This is a genomic window from Paraburkholderia fungorum (genome assembly GCF_900099835.1).
Lineage (GTDB): Bacteria > Pseudomonadota > Gammaproteobacteria > Burkholderiales > Burkholderiaceae > Paraburkholderia > Paraburkholderia fungorum_A.
Genome location: NZ_FNKP01000003.1, coordinates 1,351,041 through 1,374,343 on the forward strand (window position 1 = coordinate 1,351,041; position 23,303 = coordinate 1,374,343).

Consider the following 23,303-nt stretch of genomic DNA (forward strand, 5'->3'; position numbering starts at 1 on the left):
GGACGATATTAACATTCTCTCTTTGGCTCTCTTGCATAGGCTTTCAAAGCGATGCCATGACCTGCGTGGGGCCATCAATGGCAGCTAGCAAACGACGTGCGAGTCCGTTCCGGGTCCCCTAGGGGCGGTCGTCCGCAACAGCTCGCGGACGTGCCGATGCAAGATGCAGTGTGCGGCCACCAACCCGCCGTTCACATGCGTCGTCGGCTGGACGGTCAGGCGTTGGCTTCAGCCTGTAAGCGGCCGTCCGTTTGACAAAGACACAATGCGCCTTCGTCGGCCCAAGCGGCCGCTTTGTTAGTGCCGTTGGAATGTGCCTCAAAAACCACGAAGCGGCCAACGCTGTTGTCACGGCCTCGCAGTGTTCGTAGTTGCTCCAGCGCAGAGTGCCGGCTTGGTATCAGACATAATCGCTTTTGTTATCGGCCTCATGCTTCGGTCTCGTAATGCAGACCGTAGCTCCCGCTCGTTCGCTTGATTCGCGCGAAGCCTAGTTCCCCCAAATGCATACCGGCGATCAAAAGTCCCTCCGAGCTGACTAGGTCCAGAAGCCGTGATCGTGTATCTGCTGCCTGGGAAGGGTCTTGATCGAATGCAATCGATACGTCGGGCCGTTGAACCTGGATATGAGGAAAATGAACGATATCTCCCCATACAAGCACGCCCTGATTATGGGATTCGAGAAGATATCCGGAGTGTCCATCTGTGTGCCCCCGCAGCGGCATCGCGCTAATACCGGGAAGGACTTCCCCCTCATCGAAAGTGCGAAGCTTGTCGCGGTAGCCGTCGAACACCTGACGCGCTATCGCAAAGTTACCGCGCGCACGCTCGCTGGCACGACTCAGATTTCCGTCATCCCGCCAGAATGCGACCTCTCGCTGATGAGTAACAAGCTCCGCATTCGGAAAGGCAATCTGTCCGGCTATGTCCACCAGTCCTCCGACATGGTCGGGATGGGCGTGTGTGAGCAGGATCGTGTCGATCTCGGCTGGTTCGACGCCGGCAAGCGATAAGTTGGTTTTCAGACGGCCGCCCCATTGCTTGATGCCTCCGGCCCCGCCGTCGATAAGAATTGTGCGGCCCGCTCCTCGTACCAGGTAGCAGTTGATATGCACAGCGGAGGGCTCCTTCTGCGCTGCATCGCTTTGCATTCTGGAGGCCTCGGACGGGTCGATATTCGACAGGAATTCCAGGCTCGCGGTGAGGTAGCCGTCGCTGATCGCGGTGATCGTGAAATCCCCGGCTTGCTGACTTGGAAAAGCAAAGGTGGACATGATGCGTCTCCGGAGGACTTTCTAATTTCGGGCGTGAATATTCGACGCGGGATAACCAAAACAACGGATGCGCGCCGTGACACCGGTGCAACGCGCGATGGCATCGTCCAACGCTTCCATGAACTGGTCCATGACTGCCGGCGTGCGAAACGTTTCGACGCGATATTGGATTTCCGCGAAGACGGGATATCCGTGCCCATGCCGAACCTCGACATAGATGACATGAACGTTTTCGGGCGCCGCTTGAAGGACACCTGCGCAGAGTTCGACGCAGTCGCGGGACAGCTCAGCGAGCTTCTCATGAGGCGGCATGTGCTCCGCCGGGATATTTATCGTTACGTTGGGCATCGCGGATCTATTTCACCTGTTCTGCCGAAGCGCTTCGGGAGCTTGTCAGTTGCTCCGTCATCGGCGAATAGAGGTGGACGTCTTCAGACATTCTCCCGACAAGCTGGACGGCTTGCCGAGGCAATTTTGCGAGCCAGCGGCGTTTCGGAAACTTCTCCAGCGCAACGGCTTGCATCCCCAACGGGGTGAGGCCCATCTGGATCAGAGGTTCGGGGCCGTTTGCACAAAGCGCGAGGAGTTCGTCTGCGTTGACCGCCGGCGCAAGTCCGATATCGCTGTAGAGATTCCGGTGCCAGTCGATGATATGTTGCTGCCACTTCGCGAAATTGCCGCCGCCTTTCTGGCGATATTCGTCGCCTGTCAGAACATCGAGACCGTCGATCGTGTGAACGGCCAGGTAGACCGGGCAGCCGTCGCTGATCGACTTGAAGCGCTGCGACGTATGAAAGCCGGTCACCGAAATGAGGGCGGGCAGCTTTTCAAGGCTGTAGAAGTCGTTCCATTCGGCTTCGCTGGTGGGATCGGCGAAGCTGCATTCTACGGTGTAGATCATCAGATTGTCCTTCGTTGCGACTGGGCATATTGCTGCAATCGATTCATGTTCATTGCAGTAACGTAATGCTAATCTGATGTTTTTCCCGTATATAGCGATATAAAGTCAGCCTTCATTGACGTTTGCTCAAGCTGGCATCCAACGCATACCACCGGCAAGACTTCGATGCGACGTAAGATTCCAAGCAATTCCGCGCTGTTGGCCTTTGAGGCCGCAGCTCGACACGGCAGCTTCGCCCGCGCGGCCGACGAACTAGCGCTGACCGAGGGTGCCATCAGTCGTCAGATTGGACGCCTGGAGGAGTTTTTGGGTGTCGCGCTGTTCGAGCGCGTTGGAAACCGGGTTCGGCTTGCGCCCAACGGCACGCGATACGCGGTGCAGGTTCGCGAGATCCTGGATCGGCTGGAACGGGACAGCCTGTATCTGATGGGGCAACCCATTGAGGGCGCGAGCATTGATATTGCCGCCATTCCGACCTTCGCCACCCGCTGGCTTATCCCTCGACTGAAAAGCTTTCAACATAAGCATCCGAACATCACCGTACACATTGCCGAATGCATGGAACCGTTCATTCTTGCTGGTAGCGGTTTCGACGCGGCAATCCATTTCGAGCATCCGGCCTGGGCGGGGATGCATCTGCATCGTCTGCTGGAGGAGGTGTTGGTGCCGGTCTGTAGTCCGGCGCTGCTCGCCGAGGCCGTTTCGAACATATCGCTGGATGAGTTGCCTCGCCTTCACCGGCGACAAAATCCGGACGCGTGGCAACTTTATGCCCAGGAGGCCGGCATCGTGCTGACCAACTCGGCGGTTGGCGCACGTTACGACCTCCATTCGATGCTGATCGAGGCGGCGCTGGCCGGCCTGGGTGTCGCATTGGTGCCGCGTCTTTACATCGAGGCAGAGCTTGAACAGGGTCGTTTGGTCGCGCCTTGGCCGGACGGCAAAGCGATCACCAAAAACTTCTGCCTTGTTCTTCCTGAGCCGCTCGAGTTGAGTGGAGAGCCATTACAGGCATTTGCGAAATGGATTCTTCACGAAGCCCGGGACATGGAAGCTTAAAGCAGCGTCTCACGCACATCGCAAAACAGCCGTGCTTCCGCAGTCTCCCTCGCTAGGCGGCCGCGTCGCTTCGAATTCACCGTCGCGAATCGATGAACTGCCGTTGTATCTGGAAAGCCGCCACAAATGTCGCATCGAGTTGACAGACCGTAACGGGTCGAAAACCTCATTCGTCAGCGCGTCCAGACGGGTACGTCGAATCTACTTCAACGTGGTTCATTTCGTATCACCAGTTCCATGAACCCTGAACTTAAGTCGTGCTCACGGGAGAAGCAATGTTCAGGAAGAAGCGCCAACAAAATCTCCGCTGTTGTACGGACGGTGCAACCGTGTCCAACATGACCACCGCACACACGACCGTGTGGATCGGAAACCGACATGTGCAAATGCGCTCCATTAGTTGATATGGACCCCGCGAGCGTCAGGATTTCCAGATCGTCGCACAGTTGAGTCAGATTCTGATCCCCGGCAAATCGAAGCTGGGCAACGCTGAGACTTCCGATGCCTTGGATAACGAAGGCCGCTTGCACCTTGAGGTGAGGCAGCACGCCTTCGAGGGCGACTCGGAGATCGTCGCCGGGATAGAGGCGCAGAGGATGTGCTTGCATCGTGCAGTTCCGGGTTTGAGAGTTGGGTGACAGGTTAAGGTGGAATGAGGCCGGCCGCAATTGAGAGCCAGTTCTCGTGCATAACAGCGGCCGTAAGAGCGACAATCCGGCAACCGGCGGGGATCGACCTCGGCAGCAGGCGAAGACGGCCAACTTGGGACATCCAGCAAACCTCGCAGGATCGGCGACAATCACGACGAGCTAAGCATATTGCGCGACCATGTCCAATGATCAAAGAAACGTTTGCCACCGATTCGGTGCAGAATACATGCCGCCCGAGGCGAGCCAGAAGGTAGGGATCGCGCTTGGATCTCTTGAGAACGTGCCGCTTCACGCGGTTCGGCTAACCCCGGAAAACGGTACGTCTGGTTGGTATATTTACGGTGGCGAGCACTCACCGGACGCTGACTTCTATCAGCCGCTTCATGTCGCCCACTTGATCGAGCGCTGTCCGAACATTGTCCCTTACTTGGCACTGCCGCCGGGATGGCGTGTATTGCTTGCGCCGGACTACGAGGATGTCTGGTTCGATGGTGAGCTGCTGGTCTCTGAAAGCTCGTAACGGCCGAAGCGGTCTTTCGGCGGGCGCGCTCAAATCGTTGATCATCCGATAACCATCTCAAGCGATTCAAAAATGTACCTGCCGTGCCGATAATGTCGTTAAGGACACTTGGCGGACCTCGTCAAATCGATTGAACTATGAAGCGAATTCTTTTCTTCCCGTTTTCGTTACTCTTTATCCCCATCGCGCACGCTGGGCTAGACGTCACTGCATATAGCGAATTGACGGAAGTCAAATCACCAGTCGTGTCATCGGAGGGTAGGCCGCAAGGAGAGAATCAAGTCATTCTGTCTCCGGTGGATTTCCCTGAGCGTTTTCGCGGACTTGAGGCTGAAAAGGTCTACCAGTTCAAATCCTCTTTCGACTTCAGAGCGGGCTCGTATAGCGGCTACAACATCTGGCGCAATGAACTGGCAAAGCTGGCCGGATACGAGCCGACGCTTTCCAGGCGGGACAACGCGGTCGAAGTGAGATACGACGAGACCGTATGGAAACTGGAAGGCGGCCCGTTTTGGGAGTTGATCGACTTCTCGGATGCAGAAGGCGTTATTGGTCCAGACGTGTGCCGAAAGGTCTACCGTGATTTCGTCCGGTACCGTAGTCAGGCTGAACAAGTGCCGGATGCCAATTTTTTAGAGTCCTATGGTAATTGGATGAAGGCCTTCAAGAAGTGTGCGGAGAACGGCGCGATCGTGTTTCACTAGCAGTTGCACCACCACGGTCTTTTGGTATGAGCAGCGAATCGATTCAATGAAAAATGCACGAGACCGAGTACGGCAAGGATCGGTCGGACGTTCGACATCGACCGTCAGTTTGATGACAATCGGAACGGGGACGGGCTCCGGTAGACTCCAACACTTGCCCAACCTCGTCGCGATAGCATGGACAACCAGCTTTTCATCATCTGCGGACTTACATTCGTAATTCACGTCATCGCGACGCTGGCCTATGCGGTACGGATCGCAGGCGTTCGCACGCGGCGTATCGCCGTGTCGTTCTCTTTGTTCGGGATCATCGCCCTTGTCTCCCGAACGGCGAACTCGTTTCAAGGGCCGTTCATCGCCAAACGGGTCGAGCTTGATATAGCTCAGCATCTGGAAGGCGGGTTGCTCAGTGACTTTCGTCTCTTTCTGGTTACAGCCACTGCGGCAAGCATAGTCGGCGCGCTGCTGATACCAACGTTCCAGCGCTATTTCAGTCGCGCCGTCGAGCACTTTCAAGCCAATCGTTCATTGCCGCGTCTTTTGCTCCACATTTTCAGTCGCGGCGGCATCAACTATATGCGTGACGGTGTACGTATTCCGTCACGCCAAAACATCTCCAAAACGGTAGCGCAAGCATCAAAGTCCGCGAGGAGTTCAGCGAGGCGGAATTCAGATGATTCGAGCATCCACATCGCTCGTTCCTGAAAAAACGCTGTTCTAATAGTCCACTGCTACTTCCTCGAAATACTGAGTCACGAATTCGGAAAGGTCGGATTACTTCGGCCCCCCGGCACCGCTTGAGCGATAAGACTGCATAGACAACGTTGTGACCGGTGACCTTCGAGACAACATCTGCAATCTGCTCGTGATCAAGATCGACAGGGCGCAAGTCACCTGCTTGGCGACCAAACGATCGAGAACTGACCAGGTGGGAATAGCTGGCGCGATCGTATTCTACGGTCAGACGCGCGGATCCCTGGACGTGGCATTTCTGCGACGCTGAGGTTGCCGATATTGAGAGCGTCGGCAGATGACGCTCTCAATATCGCCGGGACCAGTCTGGTAACGACCACGGTGCGACTGTTACTCGTGGATGACAACCGTGATGCCCTTCAGGCACTGGCTGTGTTGCTTGAGCTCGAAGGTCACGGGGTCACTACAGCAGACAACGGGCGAGACGCGCTACCTTTGATGAAGGAGCTGCGTCCGGAGGTTGCGATTATCGATGTCGGTATGCGCGAAAAGCCCGCGCGAATCCGCGCCCGATCGAGAAGAGGCAAACGCCGTGCCGCCTCCGTCGATAGACGGGGAGGCGGCACATAAAAAATGCACGGCCGATGCACTCACCGCGTGAGCTGCCACCTCAGAACCGGATGCGTGGCGCCCGCAGGCATGGCCCACACGCCCGCAGAACTGAAGTCGTACCCCTGGAACGAAGCCGGCGTGCTCATCTGTGCGCTGGTGAGCCCGTTCGCGGCGGGAATCGTCGTGCCGTACACCACACCGACCGTTGCACCAGTCGTATCCTGATTCCAATAGACATCATTGGCGATGGTTCCGGTATTGGTTCTGGCCACACCTATCGGCTCATAGAACGGCTGCGTCACGAGACCGGTGGCGAACGACTGGCTGATGGTCCCGTTGTTGATCGCAACCAGCGCGGCGCCACCGCACGGCGTGCCGGCCGCACCACGACAGTAACCGGACAGCGTTGTGGGTCCGGTCGCATAAGATTGGCTGATCGAGCCGAAGTTGATGCCGACCAACCCGCCCGCGCCTTCGTTGATATAGCCCGACGACACCAGCGCGCCGGTGGCGAACGATTGCGAGATGCTCCCTTCGTTCGCGCCCGCGAGGCCACCCAGCGTGCCACCCGTCGTGGCCGCGACGCTGCTCGACGAGCGCAAGATCGTGCCGGTATTGTCGCCCGTCAGGCCGCCTGCCACGCCTTCGTCCACGATGCTGAAGTTGCCGCCGCTCAACGTGCCCGACACGTTGACACGAACGACCGTTCCAGCGTTCTCGCCGGCCAGCATGCCCATGTCAGCGTACAAACCGCCGAACAGCGGATTGAGATCGTTGTTGGCTCCGGTGCCGTTCAGGTTCAGATTCCGCACGACCCCCTTGCCGCCGATGCTGCCGAACATGCCGATCAGTTGCGGATCGTATGGTGTGGATGGCGTCCAGGCCTCCAGCGTCAGCGCATTGATGGTGTGGCCCTCGCCGTCGAACTGACCGGTAAATGGCGTCACGGCGTTGCCGAGCGGCACGTAAGAACCGTTGCTGCTCGCACTCGCGTCGATGTCGGCACCGAGCGCATAGTTGCCGCCGAGATCCAGCGCAACGTTCTTCAGGTCGGTCAACGAATTGACCAGCTTGTAGGCGGTGATCTGGGTGACGAGCCCGCTGTACGCGCCGGGCACCCATGCTGCGTTGGCCAGTTGAGAACCCGCGCTGTACGTTCCGTTCATGTCGTAGAAAGCGCTCACGTTACCCGTGCTCGCCGACCAGTCGATAGTGCCGTTGTTCACCACGCTGCTGCCGTTGTCGATGGCCGTCGCGTCCGCGCGCATATTCAGATTGCCGGTGCCCTGATTCGCGAGCGTCGTCCCGCTGGCGACCGAAACATCGTGATACGCAGCGAGCGTGAGCGATGCCGGCCCGTTCCACCGCAGGCTGGCTGCCACATCGAGGTCGCCTGTCGCACCGTTGGCGCCGCTGGCCGTTGCGGCGACGGACGTGCCCGCATTCAGGCTGCGTTGCAACGCGCCAGCTGCGGAAGGGTCGATCGTGAAAGCAGGCGTCGACAGGTTCCATTGGGCTGCCGTGACGACCGCACGATCGCCGAATGCGAGGCGCGCGGCTTGCGTATCGACGGTGCCCCCGCTGCCGTCCGCGTTGCTTGCCACGATCTTGCCGCGTTGGTCGACGAGACCGCCGTCCGCGACCAGCCAGACGTGGCCGTCGCGAGTGGCCGTACCGCTTGCGCGCAGGCGGGAGCCGCCCCCCGCGAGCGCATAGATGTTGCCGTCCGCGGCTTCGAGATTGATCTGGGCAGCGCGCACCGTGCCTGTATCGGCGATGCTGCCATTACTGCCTGTCTGCACGAACACCTGCCGGCTGCTCGACGAATCCTGCAGCAATACCTGCTGGCCAACCGCGAATTCAGCGGTGCCGTTCGGCGCGCTTACCGTGCCGGTGTTGACGACTGCGCGCCGTGCAACAAGGAACACATCGCCGCCGCTCGAACTGATTTTGCCAAGGTTGATGACGGCCGCATTCGATTGACCGGACAGCGTGAGCGTATCGCCGTTCATGAACGCGCAGTTGCAGACGTCGAGCGTGGACGCGACAAAACGTCCGCCTGTGCTGATCACACCGGACGGTCCCACGACGATGCCCTGCGGGTTGATCAGATACACGCTGCCGGTTGCGCTGAGCCGGCCGAGAATGGCCGAAGGTGACATACCCGTGACACGGTTGAGCGTTGCGCCCGAGCCGTTGTCGAACGTGACGGTGTTGTTGCTGCCGATCGAGAAATTGCGCCAGTCGATTACGCCGCGACTCGAACCGGGCTGCGTCACGATAACGTTATTGCCGCTGGCCGCGATCGAGCCCTGACCGCTGACATAATGACCGCCTTGAGGCAGAACGCCGCTGGCAAAAGCAATGGATGCCGGCATCAGCCCGGCAAGTGACAAGCCGATAAACATCAGGCCCGGTGAGTTGCGGCGACGGTTGGCGGGATTATGGGGAAGGGATTGGAAGGACAACTGACAAGACATACATGCCTCCTTGTCTTGACTGCGCCATCCTTGCCGGATGGCAAGCCACCGATTGCAGAAGATCCCGCTGGATCGATGGGTAGAGAGCATTTCAGCTTACCAGACGTGCAGGCCGGGCGAAGCCTTATAACCCCGTCTTTTTGCGCCAGGTTTTGGCGATTGCGGGGGGATGTGGCGCGTTTCGCTGTGTGCGCCGCAGTCCGGCTAGCTGCCGATCGACACGTACAGCAACACCATGGGCGCTTTCGATCCACCCGGTGTCGGCGCTCTCAACGGCACGCCATAGGTGCAGCGAAATTCGACGAAACGCGACCACTGGAAGCGTACGCCCGCGCCGACACTGACCAGCGAACCGTTGCTGATCTCAGTGGGTTGAGCGATACGATTCCAAACATGTCCCGCGTCGACGAACACGAAGGGCTGCGCCAATGCATTGCTCGTGCCGAACGGCCACGCCGGTGTGCGCAACTCGGTCTGCAGATTCCAGCCGCGGTCGCCCAGCACCACATAGGGTGTGTAGCCGCGCACACTGGACTCGCCGCCCAGGCCCATTTCTTCGCTCGGCAATAACGTGTCGGGCGTCCATTGAAACGCGCCGTGTGTGTTCAGCGTGAAGCCGCCGCCGAGCGCGAAGGCCCGCTGCGCCGCCAGTTGCAGATAGACATAGCGGGCGGCGGCTCCTGCTCGTGACGCAGCGAAGGCCTCGTCGTCGTTGGCGTCGCCGAGGCCGCCCGGGCTGGCGACGAGCGTGGCCGACGCGCTCTCCGGTCCTGCATCGACAGGCTTGCTGATTGTGTAGATCCACAGAAACTGGTGGATGTGGGTGTTCGAACCGAACACCTGCGAGCCGCCGAATTCCAGATCGTTGTTGCTGCGCTTGTAGTCGTAGCCGACCTGGATCATTTGCTGGGTGTCGGTTGTACCCGGAAGACGCCAGTCGTAGCGGACACTGAGTTGCGCGGAAATGCCCGTCTGTCCGTAACTGTCGGGCAGACGCGGCGTGCTTTGCGCGTATACCCCGAACAGTTCGATGCTGTCGCCCCATGGCAGCGGCGCGATGTAGTTGAGCGCGTGCGCGGTGAAGCGCGCATGGTCCGGACGGCCTTCGATTGCGGGATTGCCGCTGAAAAAATCGTTGCTGGCAGTGAATTGGTAAGCGATGTGCTGATCGAGTCCGAACAGATTGCCGTAGTCGATTCCTGCGAAGAAGCGATCACGGCCGAGGTCGGGCACGCCTGCGTTGTCATAGCCCGCATTCACGCGTAGCGGCAGACGGTCCTGCGTTTGCAGAATCACGTCGGTCGAATCGGCGACATCGCCGGGAGCGAAAACGACGTCGATGTGCCGATAAGGGTTGGCGTTGAGCACCGCCAATCCTGCCGATATCGCCGATTGCGGAATGGGCGCGCCGGACCGAAGCGGCATTTCGCCCGTGAGCAGCCGGTCCGAGAAATAACGGTTGCCGCTGGCGCGGACTTTGCCCAGGCGGAATTCGACGACGGCGATATGCACGACACCCGAGCTGACATCCTGCTCGGGCACGTACACATCGACGAGCGGTTTGCCCGCCTTGCGATAACGCTCGACCACCGCGCGCCGGATGTCGGCGAGCCGGCCGAAGGTGAGCGGCTTGTCCAGGTCCGGCTCGAACGTTTGCAGAAATGTTGCATCGAGCAGGGGTAAGCCTTCGGCGGCGATGCGGGGAGACGCGGGCGACGAAGTCGGCCTAGGCGTCGCGGGATTCTCGGCGTCGAACATCAGTCCGGCTAGCGAGGCGACGGCAATCTGCGTGGAACGATCCTGCGCTGCTGCGGGCGGATTGAGCGAGGAGGGCGGCGATGTTCGCGGCGTCGACGGCGGGGCGACGTCTCGCCACGCCTGCGCCCACGCAGAGTGAACGCACACGGTCCAGCACATGCAGGATGCGGCAATGGCAAGTCCGGCGTGGCCTTGTAGCGTTCGCGATGCCAGGGGGGAGCGGTTCGCCACGATCCGCTGCGTTCAATTTTCGAGCGACGGCCACGACCGGAAGACATGACGGTCGTAACGGCGTGTTGCGAAGAGTCGGATGGGTGACACTAGCGGCATACATCCTCCGTCACGGAGATTGCAGACGTTGCAATGCTAAAGAAGGCTTCGGTGTGAGAATAGCAGGTGACTCGGAAAATCAATGACCATTTAGAGGCGGGACGCACCGGCTCCCCTGACTTACGGGAGACCATTTGTTTAGCGTTTCCTGAGGACTCCCACTACGTCACCGATGAGTCTTCGGGTCAAATTCAGGATGATCGGGCGAAAACTGTGCGCGCGTGCTGCACGTGACTAGATATCCGTCGTGTACGAGACGGACTGACACAGGCAGCTCAGTCCAACTCGTGGTGATATCTCGATGACGTTAGGAGACACTTATGCCGTTCGATATCTTCACGCCTGCTCACGGTAATAGGCCGCTTCAGGCCAACCGCGCCGATGCTCTCCACTATCTCCTGGTGCTTTCGTCTGTTACGAGCCCTCGGATTCAAAATTCTGATACGTTCCAAAGGGATGCTTACTGCCCGGGATTGTTCAGTGTGCATTGAATGCCTCAAGTGGACTACGTTCGGCGAGCGCCAGCAGGATCTTTAGGTTCAGATGCCGAAACATGTTCAGTCTTGAGCGGCTTTCTTCAGTAAGGATGGTCAGCTTATGTGGACCGAGACTACCTTTGGGGAAAACAAGGAAATCGAGGACCTCCTTTGCTGTCCGATCAGCCCGCGCGACCACCAGTAGATCGATTGGATATAAGGTGGGCCATGAAATTTGCCGGCAAAGTGGTCCGTGAATTGTGGCGGCCGCTGCACGTGCAATAACGCGTATCCGCAATGTATGTCGGCGCCTCGTGGTGATATGCCGTGACCTGAAACTCTTCACGCAAGCAGTTGTGGCCATCGACGGCAGCAAGTTCAAAGCGGTCAACAGCCGCGATAACAACTTCACACCTAACAAGGTCGCAAAGCGTCAGGAACAAATCGAGCAGAACATTCAGCGCTATCTGGAAGCACTGGAGACTGCCGACCGAACACAACCGGCCGAGGTAGAAGCAAAAACCGAACGGCTATCCAAAGCGTTATCTCATCGACCTGCTGGCGTGAGGCAGCAGAGAATGCAAGATGATTCAATCCGACGCGTCTACGATCGTGTCCGTCCACCGACAGCGACTCGCTGGTTTGAACAAAAACAATACATGTGTCATCGAGTTTGTAACTCCGGCCACTGTCCCAAGCCTGGTATTCGACATATGCAAATCGCTCGAGAAGTGGCTTCCAGAATTTTAGCGAGACTTTTAGTGAAGAGACGTTTAGCTCAATGTGGTGAAGCCTACCGGGTAAGGGCATGAGTGGTGACTCCGATGACTCAATGAGCGCCTACGCTGCCGTAATTTTTTTTCGCAAGTGGGACAAAGGAAAAACTTCCTGCGCAAGCTTCATATGCTGTCCACACGCAGCTGACGACATCGCGAACGTTTGCTCTCTGCGGTCTTGACCGTCCCGTATGGGTCGATAGGGTGAGTTCGCTGATTGACAAAACGGCAATCGGCCGCCATGCCAGACTTCCGATTGCAGTCAGCCACATTGCTGAAGTAGCAATCAGTCCGTCCCGATGTCAGCTAAGGCCGGCTGATTGAGCCGGTGGCCAGTATTGTGTCCAATATGGCCGATCCGCCGAAAGGTGCCTTCAAGGGTCCGTCATTCGCAACGTTGTCGGAACCGGCGATTGCCAGGCGATCGTCGCTAGGAAGACTGAATGCTCCAGGATTCCAGTCCCGGCAACGCGATCTCCACCCGGTTTCGTCCGGCATGTTTCGCGGCATACAGCGCCGTGTCTGCGGCTCCGATCAGCGCTTGCGGCGTGGTGAGGCCGGTTCGCCCGGCGATGCCAACGCTGATTGTCACGCTGGCGTGCTGGCCCTGTGCAGGAAAGCGCAGTCCGTGGACCGCTTCGCGTAGCCGTTCGGCGGTTCGTGTCGCATCGTCCATCGACACACCAGACAGCAACACGGCAAACTCCTCGCCGCCAAAGCGGGCGAGCAGGTCCTCGCTCTGCAACGCGGACGACAGACACCGCGCGACGTGACACAAACACGCATCGCCCGCGAGATGACCAAAGCGGTCGTTGAAAACCTTGAACTTGTCGATATCGATCAGCAGCAACATGCCGCCTGAATCGGCCTTTGTCGTCATTTCGGATAGCGCCTCGTCGAGCCGGCGCCGGTTCGCGACGCCGGTGAGAGGATCAGTGTACGAAAGGCCGGTAAGCGCGGCGTTCTGCGATGCGAGACTGTCGTTGCGCATGTGTTCCATCAATCGATGCAAATAAATTCGACGTAACGCGCGCTCGAAAGCATGAGCGCCTACGAGCGCCGGAAGTAGCAGTGTCGTCATGAAGCCCATCAGGAATGACGCGTCGCTGCGATTGATTTCCGGATGAGCGAGCAGGGAAAGCGCGTACACGCTGAGGTTGGCGACGAAAAAAATCGCTGCCTGGTGAAAGCGCAAACGGACGAAAATCAGCACGAAACTAGCCGGCGGGATGGCCAGCAGAAAATCGCGCAACGTGACGGGCGATGGCTTGGCTGCGACGACGACAATCGCAGCGAGGGTGCAGATCAGGCAGCAGGCGAGGAGAGCAAGTTCGCGCTGCGCTGCCGCGACCGAATCGCGCAGAAACAGTTGGATGATCGCGAGGCAGGCGACGCTTGCCCCCACCAACTGGATCGCTACACCCTTCCAGTCCGGGCTCTGAATGATGGTCAGATTCAGCAACACGCCGAGGACGAAGTAGCCGGAGATGCCCCAAAGGGCGATAAAGCGCAGTTCCTGAAGCCGCTCGTAAGCGATGTCGAGCCAATAGCGGCTTTCGAGAGCTATCGGAAATGTCAGTCGGAAACCGGTACGGTTGATTTCCGATTCGGCCAGTCTATCCAGACGGGTTGCCTGTCCGTCGTGCACGGCACCTGAGTGCTTCATTCTATTTTCCATCTCGTCCGTCGGCGGCTGGATCTGTGCAGCGGATGCGTTGTGCGCGTCATTATCGCGAAGTGTGGGCGGTAACCGTTTGTCCTACCTTTGCTCAACGATAAGCTCTACATGCTTAACGGGTTATCGGCAGCTTCGTGGGATTCTGTAGCTTTAGCATTGTGCCGACCGTGAGTTGCGACCGTGATCGCTCAATGACAAACGCGGTGTCGTAGGGTCGCCGTTGCCGCTTCCAGGACGATCCGGTTCCGGGTGTTGGCCAGGCAGATGGCATCGATTCTGGTGCTACCGCCGTCCGATGCATGTCCGCCGAACGCTCGTCAGGCGGCCAGACATAGCCGCCCGGGCCAGGTTCAGATCACTGCCCGACACGAACAAAGCCAGGCGACTCGCAGAAGGGGCACGGCTTCGCGTTGCGAGCGGGGCAGTCGAGCCGGATGTAGCGAGGTTTCGCCTCTGAACTGTCGTCGAGCAAACTGGCGTAAGAGCTAAGCGAAATCTGTCGACGAGCGCCGGAATGGCTTCCCGACAGTATTCGCTATGTTATGTATTGCGTGATGAAACGGAACCACTAAAATCCTGTTATTCACGGTAGTTCGCCCACGCGTATCTAAGTGAGGTCTTGCCGACTCCTGGATTGAACGAGTTCGTGGGATCCATCCTGCGGAAAAATTCTTCCTGCTCGCAAGACGCCGCGTAAATCTGTCCGACGTTATGCTCTGCAGGATATTTCGCACCCAGGCGGTCCAGTCGTTCGAGAATCTCTTTCTTAAGCGCCTCGCAATCTTCGCCCTTTTTCACCAGATACTCCTGGTGCAGAACGTGGCAGAAGAAGTGGCCGCAGTACATGGTGTACTCAATTTTCGAGGCGATGGTCGGCGGTAGCCGCTCGAACCAATCTTGTGTATTGCGGGGGAGGGCGATATCGAGCGCGAGAATATCTTCGACGGTACGCGAGTGCACGGCCCGGTATCGGGTGACGCCGCCGCCAACAGCGAAACGATTGAGGAAGGCTGCGCCGCCCTCTTTATCGTTGCATTCGATATAGCTTCCGTGTTGGCTTGGAAAGCGGGTCTTCAGATAATTGCGGGCTTCCTCAATTCCGTCGCCGCCCATTTTTAACAGAAGATGGTGCTCATACTTGTCGCGGAATTCGTTCAGCCGCCGCGGCATGTGGTCCGGGAAAAACCGCATTGCGAATTGAAGCAGGTGATCACTGAGGGTTCCTTTAAGGCCGAATTTCTCACATATGCCGTCAAACCGGCTCTTCACGCCGAATGCCAGTGGGATCTTGTCCGTTCCGTACTTTTGAATAAACAGGAAGAGGTCCTTGCCGTACTTTTTACTCAGATCGTAGGCGGAACGATGCATGTATTCGCCCGCAATCGGCAGTGATTTGAAGCCGGTGAGAATGTCTCTGCGCAGTGACTCCAGTTCAGCCGGGTCATTGCTGCCTATGTAGAAGACCTGAGCTTCCTTATCGGCCGCGAACGTATCCAGTCGCACTGCGAAGACGGCAAGTTTTCCGGCGGAGCCCGATGCTTCGTAAAGACGGCGGGGGTCGCCGTTATAGCGGGCTGGAGAACTGGACTCTACATCGCGCACATGCTGGCTGTACTCGTGGTCGGAGGCATGGCGGTCGGCGTCGAACCGGATGTGCTCTGCAGGGATTTCTCCTGCATCGAGACGTCCGAGGATTTCTTCCGGTGTGGACCCGAGATCGATTCCCAGGTGATTGACCAGTCGAAGTTGCGCGTTCTCGTCGATTTGCGCATACAGCGCCAACTGCGTGTAGGCCGGCCCGCGCTGGATCAGCGAGCCGCCTGAGTTATTGCAGATACCACCCGTGACCGATGCGCCGATGCAACTGGAGCCGATCACCGAATGAGGTTCGCGGCCCAGCGGGCGCAGTGCTTTCTCGAGCTGATTCAGCGTGACGCCTGGTTGGGAGATGATTTGCTTACCGTCTGCGATTAGCTTCAGCCGGCTCAAGCGCATGGCATTGATAATGACTACCGGCCGGCCGCCATAGCCCTCCGGCACAGGTGTGGAACCACCTGTGAGCCCGGTATTGGCCGCCTGGCAAATGATCACAAATTTCTCGGCGTGGCAAGCTTGAAGAACTCGCCACATCTCCAGAAGCGTGCCTGGAAGAATGACGGCAAGTGCGTCGCCGCCGCCATACCGGAAGCCGGTCCGATACCTTCTCGTTTTAGTCGGGCTCGTCAGCACATTCGCTTTGCCGACAACACGACCGATAGACGCAATGAAATCCTTGGAAGACATACGCGATTGCGGTATTAGCGGGAGTCAGGGTGTCGACGGCCGCGAGGTGAAATAGGCCCGGGTTACGAGGGGGACGGCTGTGTTGTCCAGGGAGCCATGTGCTTTTGTTTGGCTACCGTCAGAGCAGCGGAAACTATCATACAGGCACAAGGACGCGAAGCGGGAACATGCATCGCCGAAAAATATCGGATAGATAGCACAGAACGTCCGATACGATGATGTGGAGAAGGGCCATGACCATGCGGACGACCAGTGGCGACTGGATATCCATGATGGAGGACATTCAGAAGTTCCCGAGCGGTTCAGTCGATCGAGATGGAGCGGACACCGGCCACCCTGCGGTAGACGAACTCGTAGAGAAGCGGGGCAGGCGGGGAAAGAATACGCTTACTGACTTTCCGTACACTTGATCCGATTCGTCGACGCCACAGTCGAAGGACAGATCGCTAACCGCGTAAGGTCCGCTGGTGTAGACCTTCCCTCGAAATCTCTCTCGCTGCCGGGAGCCATCGCCTGTTGATGTTCACGCAGAACTGACCCACTGGGGATGCTGCCATTTTATTGGACTGATTTATGTCGTTAGCCCGAGACTTTCACGGTACTCGATGGAGCTGAGATAACCAAGGGAGCCCTTGATCCGCTTCTCGTTGTACCAGCGAACGTAGGCATTCAGTACCTCAACGAATTCCACAGTCGTTTCACTCTGTCTTTTGCGCAAGCCCTCGGCTTCTCTGCGTTTTACGGGCGCAACATGGATGCGTTTATCGATTGCTTAATTTATCTCGATGTTCCGGCCGCCGAGATGACGACCGTGCACGTCAGTCCGAACGAGACGTTGGAAATACAGGTTGGAGTCGGGCTAAAAGTGGCGGCCGTATATAAGACATTGGACGGCTGGATAGCCGACCCTGATTGCGCTTACTGGTATGGTCGCGAAGGTGACACTCGATATATTTGGGCTTCGGCGGAGCCTGGCGGTCTCCTTTTCTGTGGCCGGGTTGAGTCGAGTTTATGGAGTGGTTGGCTCACTGTGCTCTGTGCTCGGCTGAGTCTTGTGCTTGGTCGCGAGGTGCACGACGCTGAGATGTGAAAACTTACCCTCGACGTCCGCATTGGAGAAAGCTCACCGTCCCTTCAGGGTCGTGCAGCGCCCTCTGTCTGACGGCGCACTGGATCTCCCTCCAACTGGAAGGGGATCGTCATGGAAACGCAAATTCGTTTGAGCATCGCGGGAGTATTCACCAACGTACATCCTGTATTTTAGAAATGCGAAACAGGATTTTCTGCACCTTCACCTCGAAAGGAGTGTTCCGATGATCACGGTTATTACTTCGTTTCAGTTCCCTACGCCCATTACGCGGGATGAAGCACGAAGCCTCTTCCTCAAGGCAGCCCCGAAGTATCAGGATGTAACAGGTCTTTTGCGTAAATACTATGTTATTTCGGAGGACGGAACCGCAGGTGGTGGTGTCTACCTATGGAACTCCCGAGCGGAAGCCGATGCGATGTATACGAAAAGCTGGAAGGCACGGGCGCGGGAAACGTATGGTGCCGATCCTTCGGTCTCTTATTTTGAAAGCCCCGTCGTGGTCGATAACGTTACGCACGAAATTCTGTCTGATGAGTAGCTATTCAACCTAAAAAACAGGAGCCTCTGAATGGAGAGCCAACAATTCAAAGCCGTCATGTTTGACTTCGATATGACGTTGGCCGACTCATCCGTGGGAATCGTGGAATGTACTCACTACGCGTTTCGAATGATGGGCGTCACGGAAGTCGAGCGTTCGAGTATCCACTCGGTCATTGGCCTATCCTTGCAGGGGATGTTTCAGACGTTGACAGCAAACGCAGAAATAGAGCGTGCTGAAGAATTTGCACGTCTATTTGTCAAGCGTGCCGATGAAGTCATGGTGCCATCGACAAAGATCTATCGTGAAGTTCCTGGACTGTTCGAGCAGTTGCGGGGCCACGGCATAAAAGTGGCAATCGTGTCGAATAAATTCCGCTATCGCATCGAGTCGATCCTGGATGCCGCGCGGTTGCGGCCGCTTGTCGATGTGATCGTCGGGGGCGAGGACGTGCAGCGCCACAAACCACACCCCGACGCGATTGCCCTGGCATTGACCCATCTGCGCGTGCCAGCAGCATCGGCTATGTATGTTGGTGACCATTGCGTCGATGCCGATGCAGCGCGGGCCGCTGGAGTGAGTTTTATCGGCGTATTAAGCGGCCCGATGTCAGGTGAACAGTGGTCCGCGCGAGGCGAGCATTGCGTAAAGGAACATATCGGAGAAGTGGCCCAGTTGGTACGCCAATCAGGAGGTGTCAGGGTTTGAGTCGCTTGGGTCTCGCCACAAACCCGTGTGTCTTTGCGCTCCATGCAATCGCGAGGCCGAGCAGCAACACGCCGAACGTAACCCATGGAATCACGCTTATGCCAGCGGTGGCGAGTAATACCCCGCCGAGGGCACCGCTACCCGCGTAGCTCAGATTGAATACGGTAACGAGCATCGCTTGCGCGACATCGGCCGAATCTCCGGCTGCGTCGGCGAGTGCGGTCTGCAGCAGAGTCGGCTGGCCGCCGAAGCAAAATCCCCATGCGGCGACACCGAGGCTGATCGCGACGGCGGAACTTCCACAAAGGCCGAACGTAAATGCAACTGCGGCAAAAGTGCCGAGCCCGAGGAGCACCAGCGCGCGCAACCACCGGTCGACAAGCGCACCGACAACTCCGATGCCGATCAAGGAGGCAACGCCGAATAGCAGCAGCATCGTGTCGAGTCGGGTGCCAGGTAAGCGGGACGCGAGAAACGGCGCGATGTAAGTGAAGAGGATGTAATGCGGCACTATCCACGTCATGAGCACGAACAGGACAGGACGCACGCCTGGGATGCCCAGCGTCCGGCGAAGCTGTAGAGGTTGCCGATAGTTCTGCCCGCTAAAATCAGGCAGAATCCGGCGCGACCACGCCATCAGCACGACACTCCCTGCAGTCATGCCCGCGAAGATGAAGCGCCAGCCAAGCAGCGGCCCGAGAAACGCACTCAGTGGCACACCCAACGAGAGCGCGACAGGTATTCCCATCATGGCAATCGCCAGCGCTCGCCCCTGTTGTTTCGGCGCGACCATGCGGCGCGCGTAGGTCGCGAGCAGACTCCATGCAAGACCGGTCGCAAGCCCGACGGCAAAGCGCACTACCAATGTCAGCGCGAACGAAGTCGATACAGCAGTGACTGCATTGCAAACGAAAAATCCAGCAAGCACGAGCATCAGCACGCGCCTCCGTGGCCAGCCGCGCAAAGCTGCACTGAGCGGGATCGCGGCGAGGCCGGAGCCGAGCGCACACGCCGTCACGAGCTGCCCAGCCCACGCCTCAGTTACGCCGAAACCCTCAGCAAGTTGCGGAAGTAAGCCGGCAGGCACGCTTTCGTTGGCCGTGGCAATAGCACTTGCTGCCGTTAATGCGAGCAAGCCAGCCAGAGGTAAGGCATCGGTGGGTTCGAGAGGCGCGCGGGCTACAGCAGGACGGGTATCGACAGGATTCACTATGACCTCAAAGAACGATCTCAGAGGCTCGTAGGATGCGGGAATCTGCTAGATTTGATAATTGGCCTTGTTTTTGAAATATATTCAAATCCAGATTAAATATGGCAACGGACCGACTCGGTGACTTGCAGCTCTTTGTGGAAGCTTCGACGCTTGGCAGCCTTTCTGCCGCGGGGCGCAAGCTCGGCCTGTCGCCCGCTGCGGCAAGTGCGCGACTGGGCAAACTGGAAGCCGTGCTGCGGACCAGACTATTTGACCGCACAACGCGGCAATTGCGTCTAACCGACGAGGGCCGCGTCTACCTCCAGCATTGCCAGATCGCATTGCAGGCACTTGCCGATGCCGAAGTTGCACTCGAGATCGGTCGAACGTCCGTGCAGGGGAAACTGCGGATTTCGGCGTCTACTGACTTCGGGCGCAACCTGCTTAGCGACTGGCTGGATGAGTTCACGTGTACACATCCACAGGTCCGGATAGCACTGACCTTGACCGACTCCCTGTCCAACCTGGTTCAAGACGATATTGACCTGGCAATCCGCTTCGGCGTCCCGGACACGTCGTCCGGCCTGATCGCACGCCAGCTTGCGCCGAATTGGCGCGTCCTGTGCGCATCGCCAGACTACCTTGCGCGCAACGGTGAGCCGGGCACACCCGACGATCTTGCGGGGCACGAATTCATCGTGCTCGTCACCAACAATGGGCCACTCAACGAGTTTCATTTCGCGCGCGGCGAGCAGCGGTGGACATATTCGGTCGCAATGGATCGCGCCTGGGAAACTAACGATGGCGCGCTTGTACGCCGCTGGGCGCTGGCCGGGCACGGGATTACGCGCAAGACGATTTGGGACGCTGCCGCCGACTTGCGCGACGGATCGCTCAAGGTTCTGCTGCCCAACTTTATTCTTCCCGAACAGGGCGTCTATGCGGTTCTACATCGTACGCGGTACACGGTGCCCCGAGTGCGGCTGTTGATCGACTTCCTGGTTGAGCGATTTGCGCACGCCGCTGACGAACTTGCGGAACGCTTTAGCACGGCTTAAGTCCGCAGGGGGCGACTCATCGTGGCACCAAAGCGCCCAAATCGACAAACTCAGCCATCTTCCGGTTGCCTGCATCGCCGGGATGCAGGTGGTCGCCGGAATCGTAACGCTCGGCCAGTCGCGCCGGATGAACGGGATCGCGCAACGCCGCATCAAAATCGATCACCGCATCGAATACTCCGCTATGGCGAATCCAGTCGTTTACGCGCTGGCGCAGTGCGTCCTTATCGGTGTCGTAGTAGTTGTCCAGCGGCGTGCCAGGCAGTGCTCCTTCGAACGGTGTGAGCGTTGCGCCGATCACACGAAGGCCACGTCGATGCGCCTGCTCAATCAACTGGCGATACCCCGCGGTCAGATCATCCAGCGCAGGCCTGCGGGCCGTGCGCGCGAACGCGGTGCCTGGCCACGCAATATCGTTGATTCCCAACATGACGATGACACTGCTGGCCCCAGGTTGCGTCAGGACGTCCCGGTTCAGCCGCGCCAGAGCGTTGACGCCCATACCGTCGGAAAGCAGGCGAGCACCGGAGATGCCGGCGTTGACAACAGCGACACCGTAGGGCGCCAGACGAGCGGCAAGGAAATCTGGCCAGCGACTATCCTGGTTCAGGCTAGCCGCTGCGCCGTCCGTAATCGAATCGCCGATCACAATCACGGCCCGCGCAGCACTTTCCGTCTCGACGTCGATTCCCGTCAGTAGTGGCCGAGCCGTGGTGCTCTGCATAACTCCGCCTGTCTTCGTCAGCGCCAAGGCTGAACTCTGATCTCCCGGCACGATCCAGGCGGTCTGCCGGCCGTCCCAGTGGAACGTAGTCATCGGGGTTGTATCCGGGAGATAGAGGCTCACCATCGCCTGCGCCAACGCTGACACTGGCAGCGCCACCGGATCGCTGACTAACGACGCGCCTGGCGCAATGCTCGCCGTCTCCCGGCCGCCGAACGTCACCGTCCGCACGTTGCCGTCCGTTACTGCATCCTGCTTCCCGGCCCACGCAACCGTGGCCCGACCAACGGCCACCGGCTGACTGCCATAGGCGTTGCTGAGCACGATGCGCAAGCGTTGACCGCCCACGCTGATGCGAGCCACCTGGCGCAAAGTCTGGTCCCGCAATACCTCCGGGATATTGGCAGGAAACAGGAAGTCCGATCCCCAGACAGGCTGCGGGCTGGCTTGCCAGGTCGCAACCCAAGTCGATGGTTGCGCCACCGCAGGGGCGGTGATCGTGGCACAGCCAGTTGCCAGTGCGACGACCAGCGCAGCCGAAGCCTTGGCGGGCGATTTTATGAGTATCGTCATGTCAGTGAATTCAATAGCCATGTGTCGGTTAATGATGAATTCAAAGAACAGACTGGCATAGACTAGCGAGAGGACAAGGATCTGTGAATTCAATTCACTGAGGGAATGCAATGGCTCGACTGGAAATCAACCGATCTGGCGAACTGGAAGTGTTTGTACGGGTCATCGAATCGGGAGGCTTCTCCGCCGCCGCACGGGCTTGCGGGATGACGCCTTCCGCGGTCAGCAAACTAATCGCACGTCTGGAGCAACGTCTTGGCGCGCGCCTCGTGAACCGCTCCACCCGCCAGTTGCAACTGACGCCCGAGGGCTGCGCATTCTATGAACGCGGCGTGCGTATCCTGTCCGATCTGGAAGAAGCCGAGCGCTGTGCGAGCGATCACACTGCCCCTCACGGCCGCCTGCGCGTGAATGCCAATGTACCTTTCGGCCATCACTTCCTGCTGCCGCTGACGCCAAAATTCCTGGAGTTGCATCCCGACGTGACGCTCGACATCGTGCTGACCGACGAAGTGATCGACATCATCGAGCAGCGTACCGATGTCGCCGTTCGCGCCGGTCCGCTCAAGAGTTCGAACCTCGTCGCGCGCAAGCTGGGCGACACTCGCATGCTGATCGTCGGTGCACCGGGCTACTTCGAGCGCCACGGTATGCCTGTTACACCGGAACAATTGCTCGCGCACAATCGCCTTGGCGCAAACTATGTGCGAGCCAGTTCGGGATGGCCGCTGAGGCATGAGGGAAAGGACATCCAGGTGCCCGTGTCCGGTAACGCGCACGCCAGTGATGGCGAAGCTTTACGTCGGCTGGCTCTGGCTGGTCTGGGCCTGGCTCGTGTGGCGGCGTTTCAGGTACAGCGCGATATTACTGACGGCTCGCTGCTGCCGGTTCTTGAAGACTGCAATCCTGGCGACGTTGAGGATATTCATGCGGTCTATGTCGGCCAGGGTGGCTATATGCCGTTGCGCGTGCGTGCGTTTCTGGATTTTCTCGTGGAACACGTGGACACCAATGCGGGTTTGTAGGCTCTGCAGTCATTCGCTCGATGCCGATACACGGTCAACGGTTTCGCAATCAGATCGGCATCGCCCAGATCCCCTGTTCGGATTGCCAGGTCGAAGCCTTCGTCGATAAGGACTGACATCGCGATTGCTCAACTCCAGCTCGATGTGCACGAGGGGGATACATCAATCGGCCAGGAGCGGACGTTGCCCACGCTCTCACGC

General features: G+C 58.5%; 20 protein-coding genes and 2 pseudogenes. 11 read left to right on the plus strand and 11 right to left on the minus strand.

The features are described 5' to 3' along the window. Window positions 1-428 precede the first annotated feature (428 nt). Genes BLS41_RS35215 through BLS41_RS35225 form a run of 3 tightly spaced genes read right to left on the minus strand, consistent with a single transcriptional unit; the run spans window position 429 to window position 2,175 of the window. Window positions 429-1,274 carry an MBL fold metallo-hydrolase gene (locus tag BLS41_RS35215; RefSeq protein WP_074772877.1) on the minus strand — a complete coding sequence of 282 codons (846 nt, stop codon included), beginning with the start codon at window positions 1,272-1,274 and terminating at the stop codon, window positions 429-431. Window positions 1,275-1,295: 21 nt separating this feature from the next. Then, window positions 1,296-1,622, minus strand: coding sequence for a tautomerase family protein (locus tag BLS41_RS35220; RefSeq protein ID WP_074772880.1), 327 nt, complete (start codon window positions 1,620-1,622; stop codon window positions 1,296-1,298). Between the two features lie 7 nt (window positions 1,623-1,629). Beyond that, window positions 1,630-2,175, minus strand: coding sequence for a sugar ABC transporter (locus BLS41_RS35225; protein ID WP_074772883.1), 546 nt, complete (start codon window positions 2,173-2,175; stop codon window positions 1,630-1,632). A 165-nt stretch (window positions 2,176-2,340) separates the two neighbouring features. On the opposite strand from BLS41_RS35225, the gene BLS41_RS35230 reads away from it, so the two are divergent. Further along, complete coding sequence (locus BLS41_RS35230; protein ID WP_074772886.1) at window positions 2,341-3,234, plus strand: LysR substrate-binding domain-containing protein; 894 nt, start codon at window positions 2,341-2,343, stop codon at window positions 3,232-3,234. Between the two features lie 206 nt (window positions 3,235-3,440). Here BLS41_RS35230 and BLS41_RS35235 read toward each other — a convergent pair whose 3' ends face one another. Then, on the minus strand, window positions 3,441-3,842 hold the full coding sequence (locus BLS41_RS35235; RefSeq protein WP_074772889.1) for a PPC domain-containing DNA-binding protein: 402 nt from the start codon (window positions 3,840-3,842) through the stop codon (window positions 3,441-3,443). A gap of 220 nt (window positions 3,843-4,062) precedes the next feature. Here BLS41_RS35235 and BLS41_RS35240 point away from each other — a divergent pair, with 220 nt between their 5' ends. The 4 genes and pseudogenes from BLS41_RS35240 to BLS41_RS39805 all read left to right on the plus strand — a co-directional run bounded on the left by BLS41_RS35240 (window position 4,063) and on the right by BLS41_RS39805 (window position 6,431). Further along, window positions 4,063-4,404: an immunity protein Imm33 domain-containing protein gene (locus BLS41_RS35240; RefSeq protein WP_074772892.1), complete on the plus strand. Its 342-nt coding sequence runs from the start codon at window positions 4,063-4,065 to the stop codon at window positions 4,402-4,404. A gap of 137 nt (window positions 4,405-4,541) precedes the next feature. Next, window positions 4,542-5,108, plus strand: a complete 567-nt coding sequence (locus BLS41_RS35245) for a hypothetical protein (protein WP_074772895.1) — start codon at window positions 4,542-4,544, stop codon at window positions 5,106-5,108. A 177-nt stretch (window positions 5,109-5,285) separates the two neighbouring features. Continuing rightward, window positions 5,286-5,729, plus strand: a pseudogene (locus BLS41_RS35250) (lipid II flippase family protein); the annotation flags it as partial. A 468-nt stretch (window positions 5,730-6,197) separates the two neighbouring features. Beyond that, complete coding sequence (locus tag BLS41_RS39805; RefSeq protein WP_290439545.1) at window positions 6,198-6,431, plus strand: response regulator; 234 nt, start codon at window positions 6,198-6,200, stop codon at window positions 6,429-6,431. A 20-nt stretch (window positions 6,432-6,451) separates the two neighbouring features. On the opposite strand, the gene BLS41_RS35260 is transcribed toward BLS41_RS39805, so the two are convergent. Next, window positions 6,452-8,893: a two-partner secretion domain-containing protein gene (locus BLS41_RS35260; protein WP_083380244.1), complete on the minus strand. Its 2,442-nt coding sequence runs from the start codon at window positions 8,891-8,893 to the stop codon at window positions 6,452-6,454. 204 nt (window positions 8,894-9,097) lie between these two features. Beyond that, window positions 9,098-10,810: a ShlB/FhaC/HecB family hemolysin secretion/activation protein gene (locus BLS41_RS35265; protein WP_074772904.1), complete on the minus strand. Its 1,713-nt coding sequence runs from the start codon at window positions 10,808-10,810 to the stop codon at window positions 9,098-9,100. Window positions 10,811-11,813: 1,003 nt separating this feature from the next. Between BLS41_RS35265 and BLS41_RS40330 the strand changes: the two genes are divergently transcribed. Continuing rightward, complete coding sequence (locus BLS41_RS40330; RefSeq protein WP_436972079.1) at window positions 11,814-12,269, plus strand: hypothetical protein; 456 nt, start codon at window positions 11,814-11,816, stop codon at window positions 12,267-12,269. Window positions 12,270-12,663: 394 nt separating this feature from the next. Here the strand turns inward: BLS41_RS40330 and BLS41_RS35280 are convergent, their stop codons facing one another. The 3 genes and pseudogenes from BLS41_RS35280 to BLS41_RS35290 all read right to left on the minus strand — a co-directional run. Then, window positions 12,664-13,899 carry a GGDEF domain-containing protein gene (locus BLS41_RS35280; protein WP_074772910.1) on the minus strand — a complete coding sequence of 412 codons (1,236 nt, stop codon included), beginning with the start codon at window positions 13,897-13,899 and terminating at the stop codon, window positions 12,664-12,666. A gap of 591 nt (window positions 13,900-14,490) precedes the next feature. After that, window positions 14,491-16,194, minus strand: coding sequence for a D-lactate dehydrogenase (dld, locus tag BLS41_RS35285; RefSeq protein ID WP_074772913.1), 1,704 nt, complete (start codon window positions 16,192-16,194; stop codon window positions 14,491-14,493). A gap of 571 nt (window positions 16,195-16,765) precedes the next feature. Then, window positions 16,766-16,891 (minus strand): annotated as a pseudogene (locus BLS41_RS35290) (IS3 family transposase); the annotation flags it as partial. Between the two features lie 6 nt (window positions 16,892-16,897). Between BLS41_RS35290 and BLS41_RS39810 the strand changes: the two are divergent. The 3 genes from BLS41_RS39810 (at window position 16,898) to BLS41_RS35305 (ending at window position 18,530) form a co-directional block, all read left to right on the plus strand. Next, window positions 16,898-17,284, plus strand: coding sequence for a barstar family protein (locus BLS41_RS39810; protein ID WP_253189908.1), 387 nt, complete (start codon window positions 16,898-16,900; stop codon window positions 17,282-17,284). Between the two features lie 223 nt (window positions 17,285-17,507). Further along, on the plus strand, window positions 17,508-17,822 hold the full coding sequence (locus BLS41_RS35300) for a YdhR family protein (RefSeq protein WP_074772916.1): 315 nt from the start codon (window positions 17,508-17,510) through the stop codon (window positions 17,820-17,822). Between the two features lie 30 nt (window positions 17,823-17,852). Further along, window positions 17,853-18,530, plus strand: coding sequence for an HAD family hydrolase (locus BLS41_RS35305; protein WP_074772919.1), 678 nt, complete (start codon window positions 17,853-17,855; stop codon window positions 18,528-18,530). Here the strand turns inward: BLS41_RS35305 and BLS41_RS35310 are convergent. Further along, window positions 18,520-19,665 carry an MFS transporter gene (locus BLS41_RS35310; protein WP_290439548.1) on the minus strand — a complete coding sequence of 382 codons (1,146 nt, stop codon included), beginning with the start codon at window positions 19,663-19,665 and terminating at the stop codon, window positions 18,520-18,522. The genes BLS41_RS35305 and BLS41_RS35310 overlap by 11 nt on opposite strands. A gap of 176 nt (window positions 19,666-19,841) precedes the next feature. Between BLS41_RS35310 and BLS41_RS35315 the strand changes: the two genes are divergently transcribed. After that, entirely contained in the window at window positions 19,842-20,780 is a 939-nt protein-coding gene (locus tag BLS41_RS35315; protein ID WP_074772925.1) for a LysR family transcriptional regulator, read from the plus strand. A gap of 16 nt (window positions 20,781-20,796) precedes the next feature. On the opposite strand, the gene BLS41_RS35320 is transcribed toward BLS41_RS35315, so the two are convergent. Further along, window positions 20,797-22,098 carry an SGNH/GDSL hydrolase family protein gene (locus BLS41_RS35320; RefSeq protein WP_074772928.1) on the minus strand — a complete coding sequence of 434 codons (1,302 nt, stop codon included), beginning with the start codon at window positions 22,096-22,098 and terminating at the stop codon, window positions 20,797-20,799. 89 nt (window positions 22,099-22,187) lie between these two features. Here BLS41_RS35320 and BLS41_RS35325 point away from each other — a divergent pair, with 89 nt between their 5' ends. After that, window positions 22,188-23,102 (plus strand): LysR family transcriptional regulator, encoded by a 915-nt coding sequence (locus tag BLS41_RS35325; RefSeq protein ID WP_074772931.1) that lies wholly within the window; start codon window positions 22,188-22,190, stop codon window positions 23,100-23,102. Window positions 23,103-23,303: the final 201 nt, after the last annotated feature.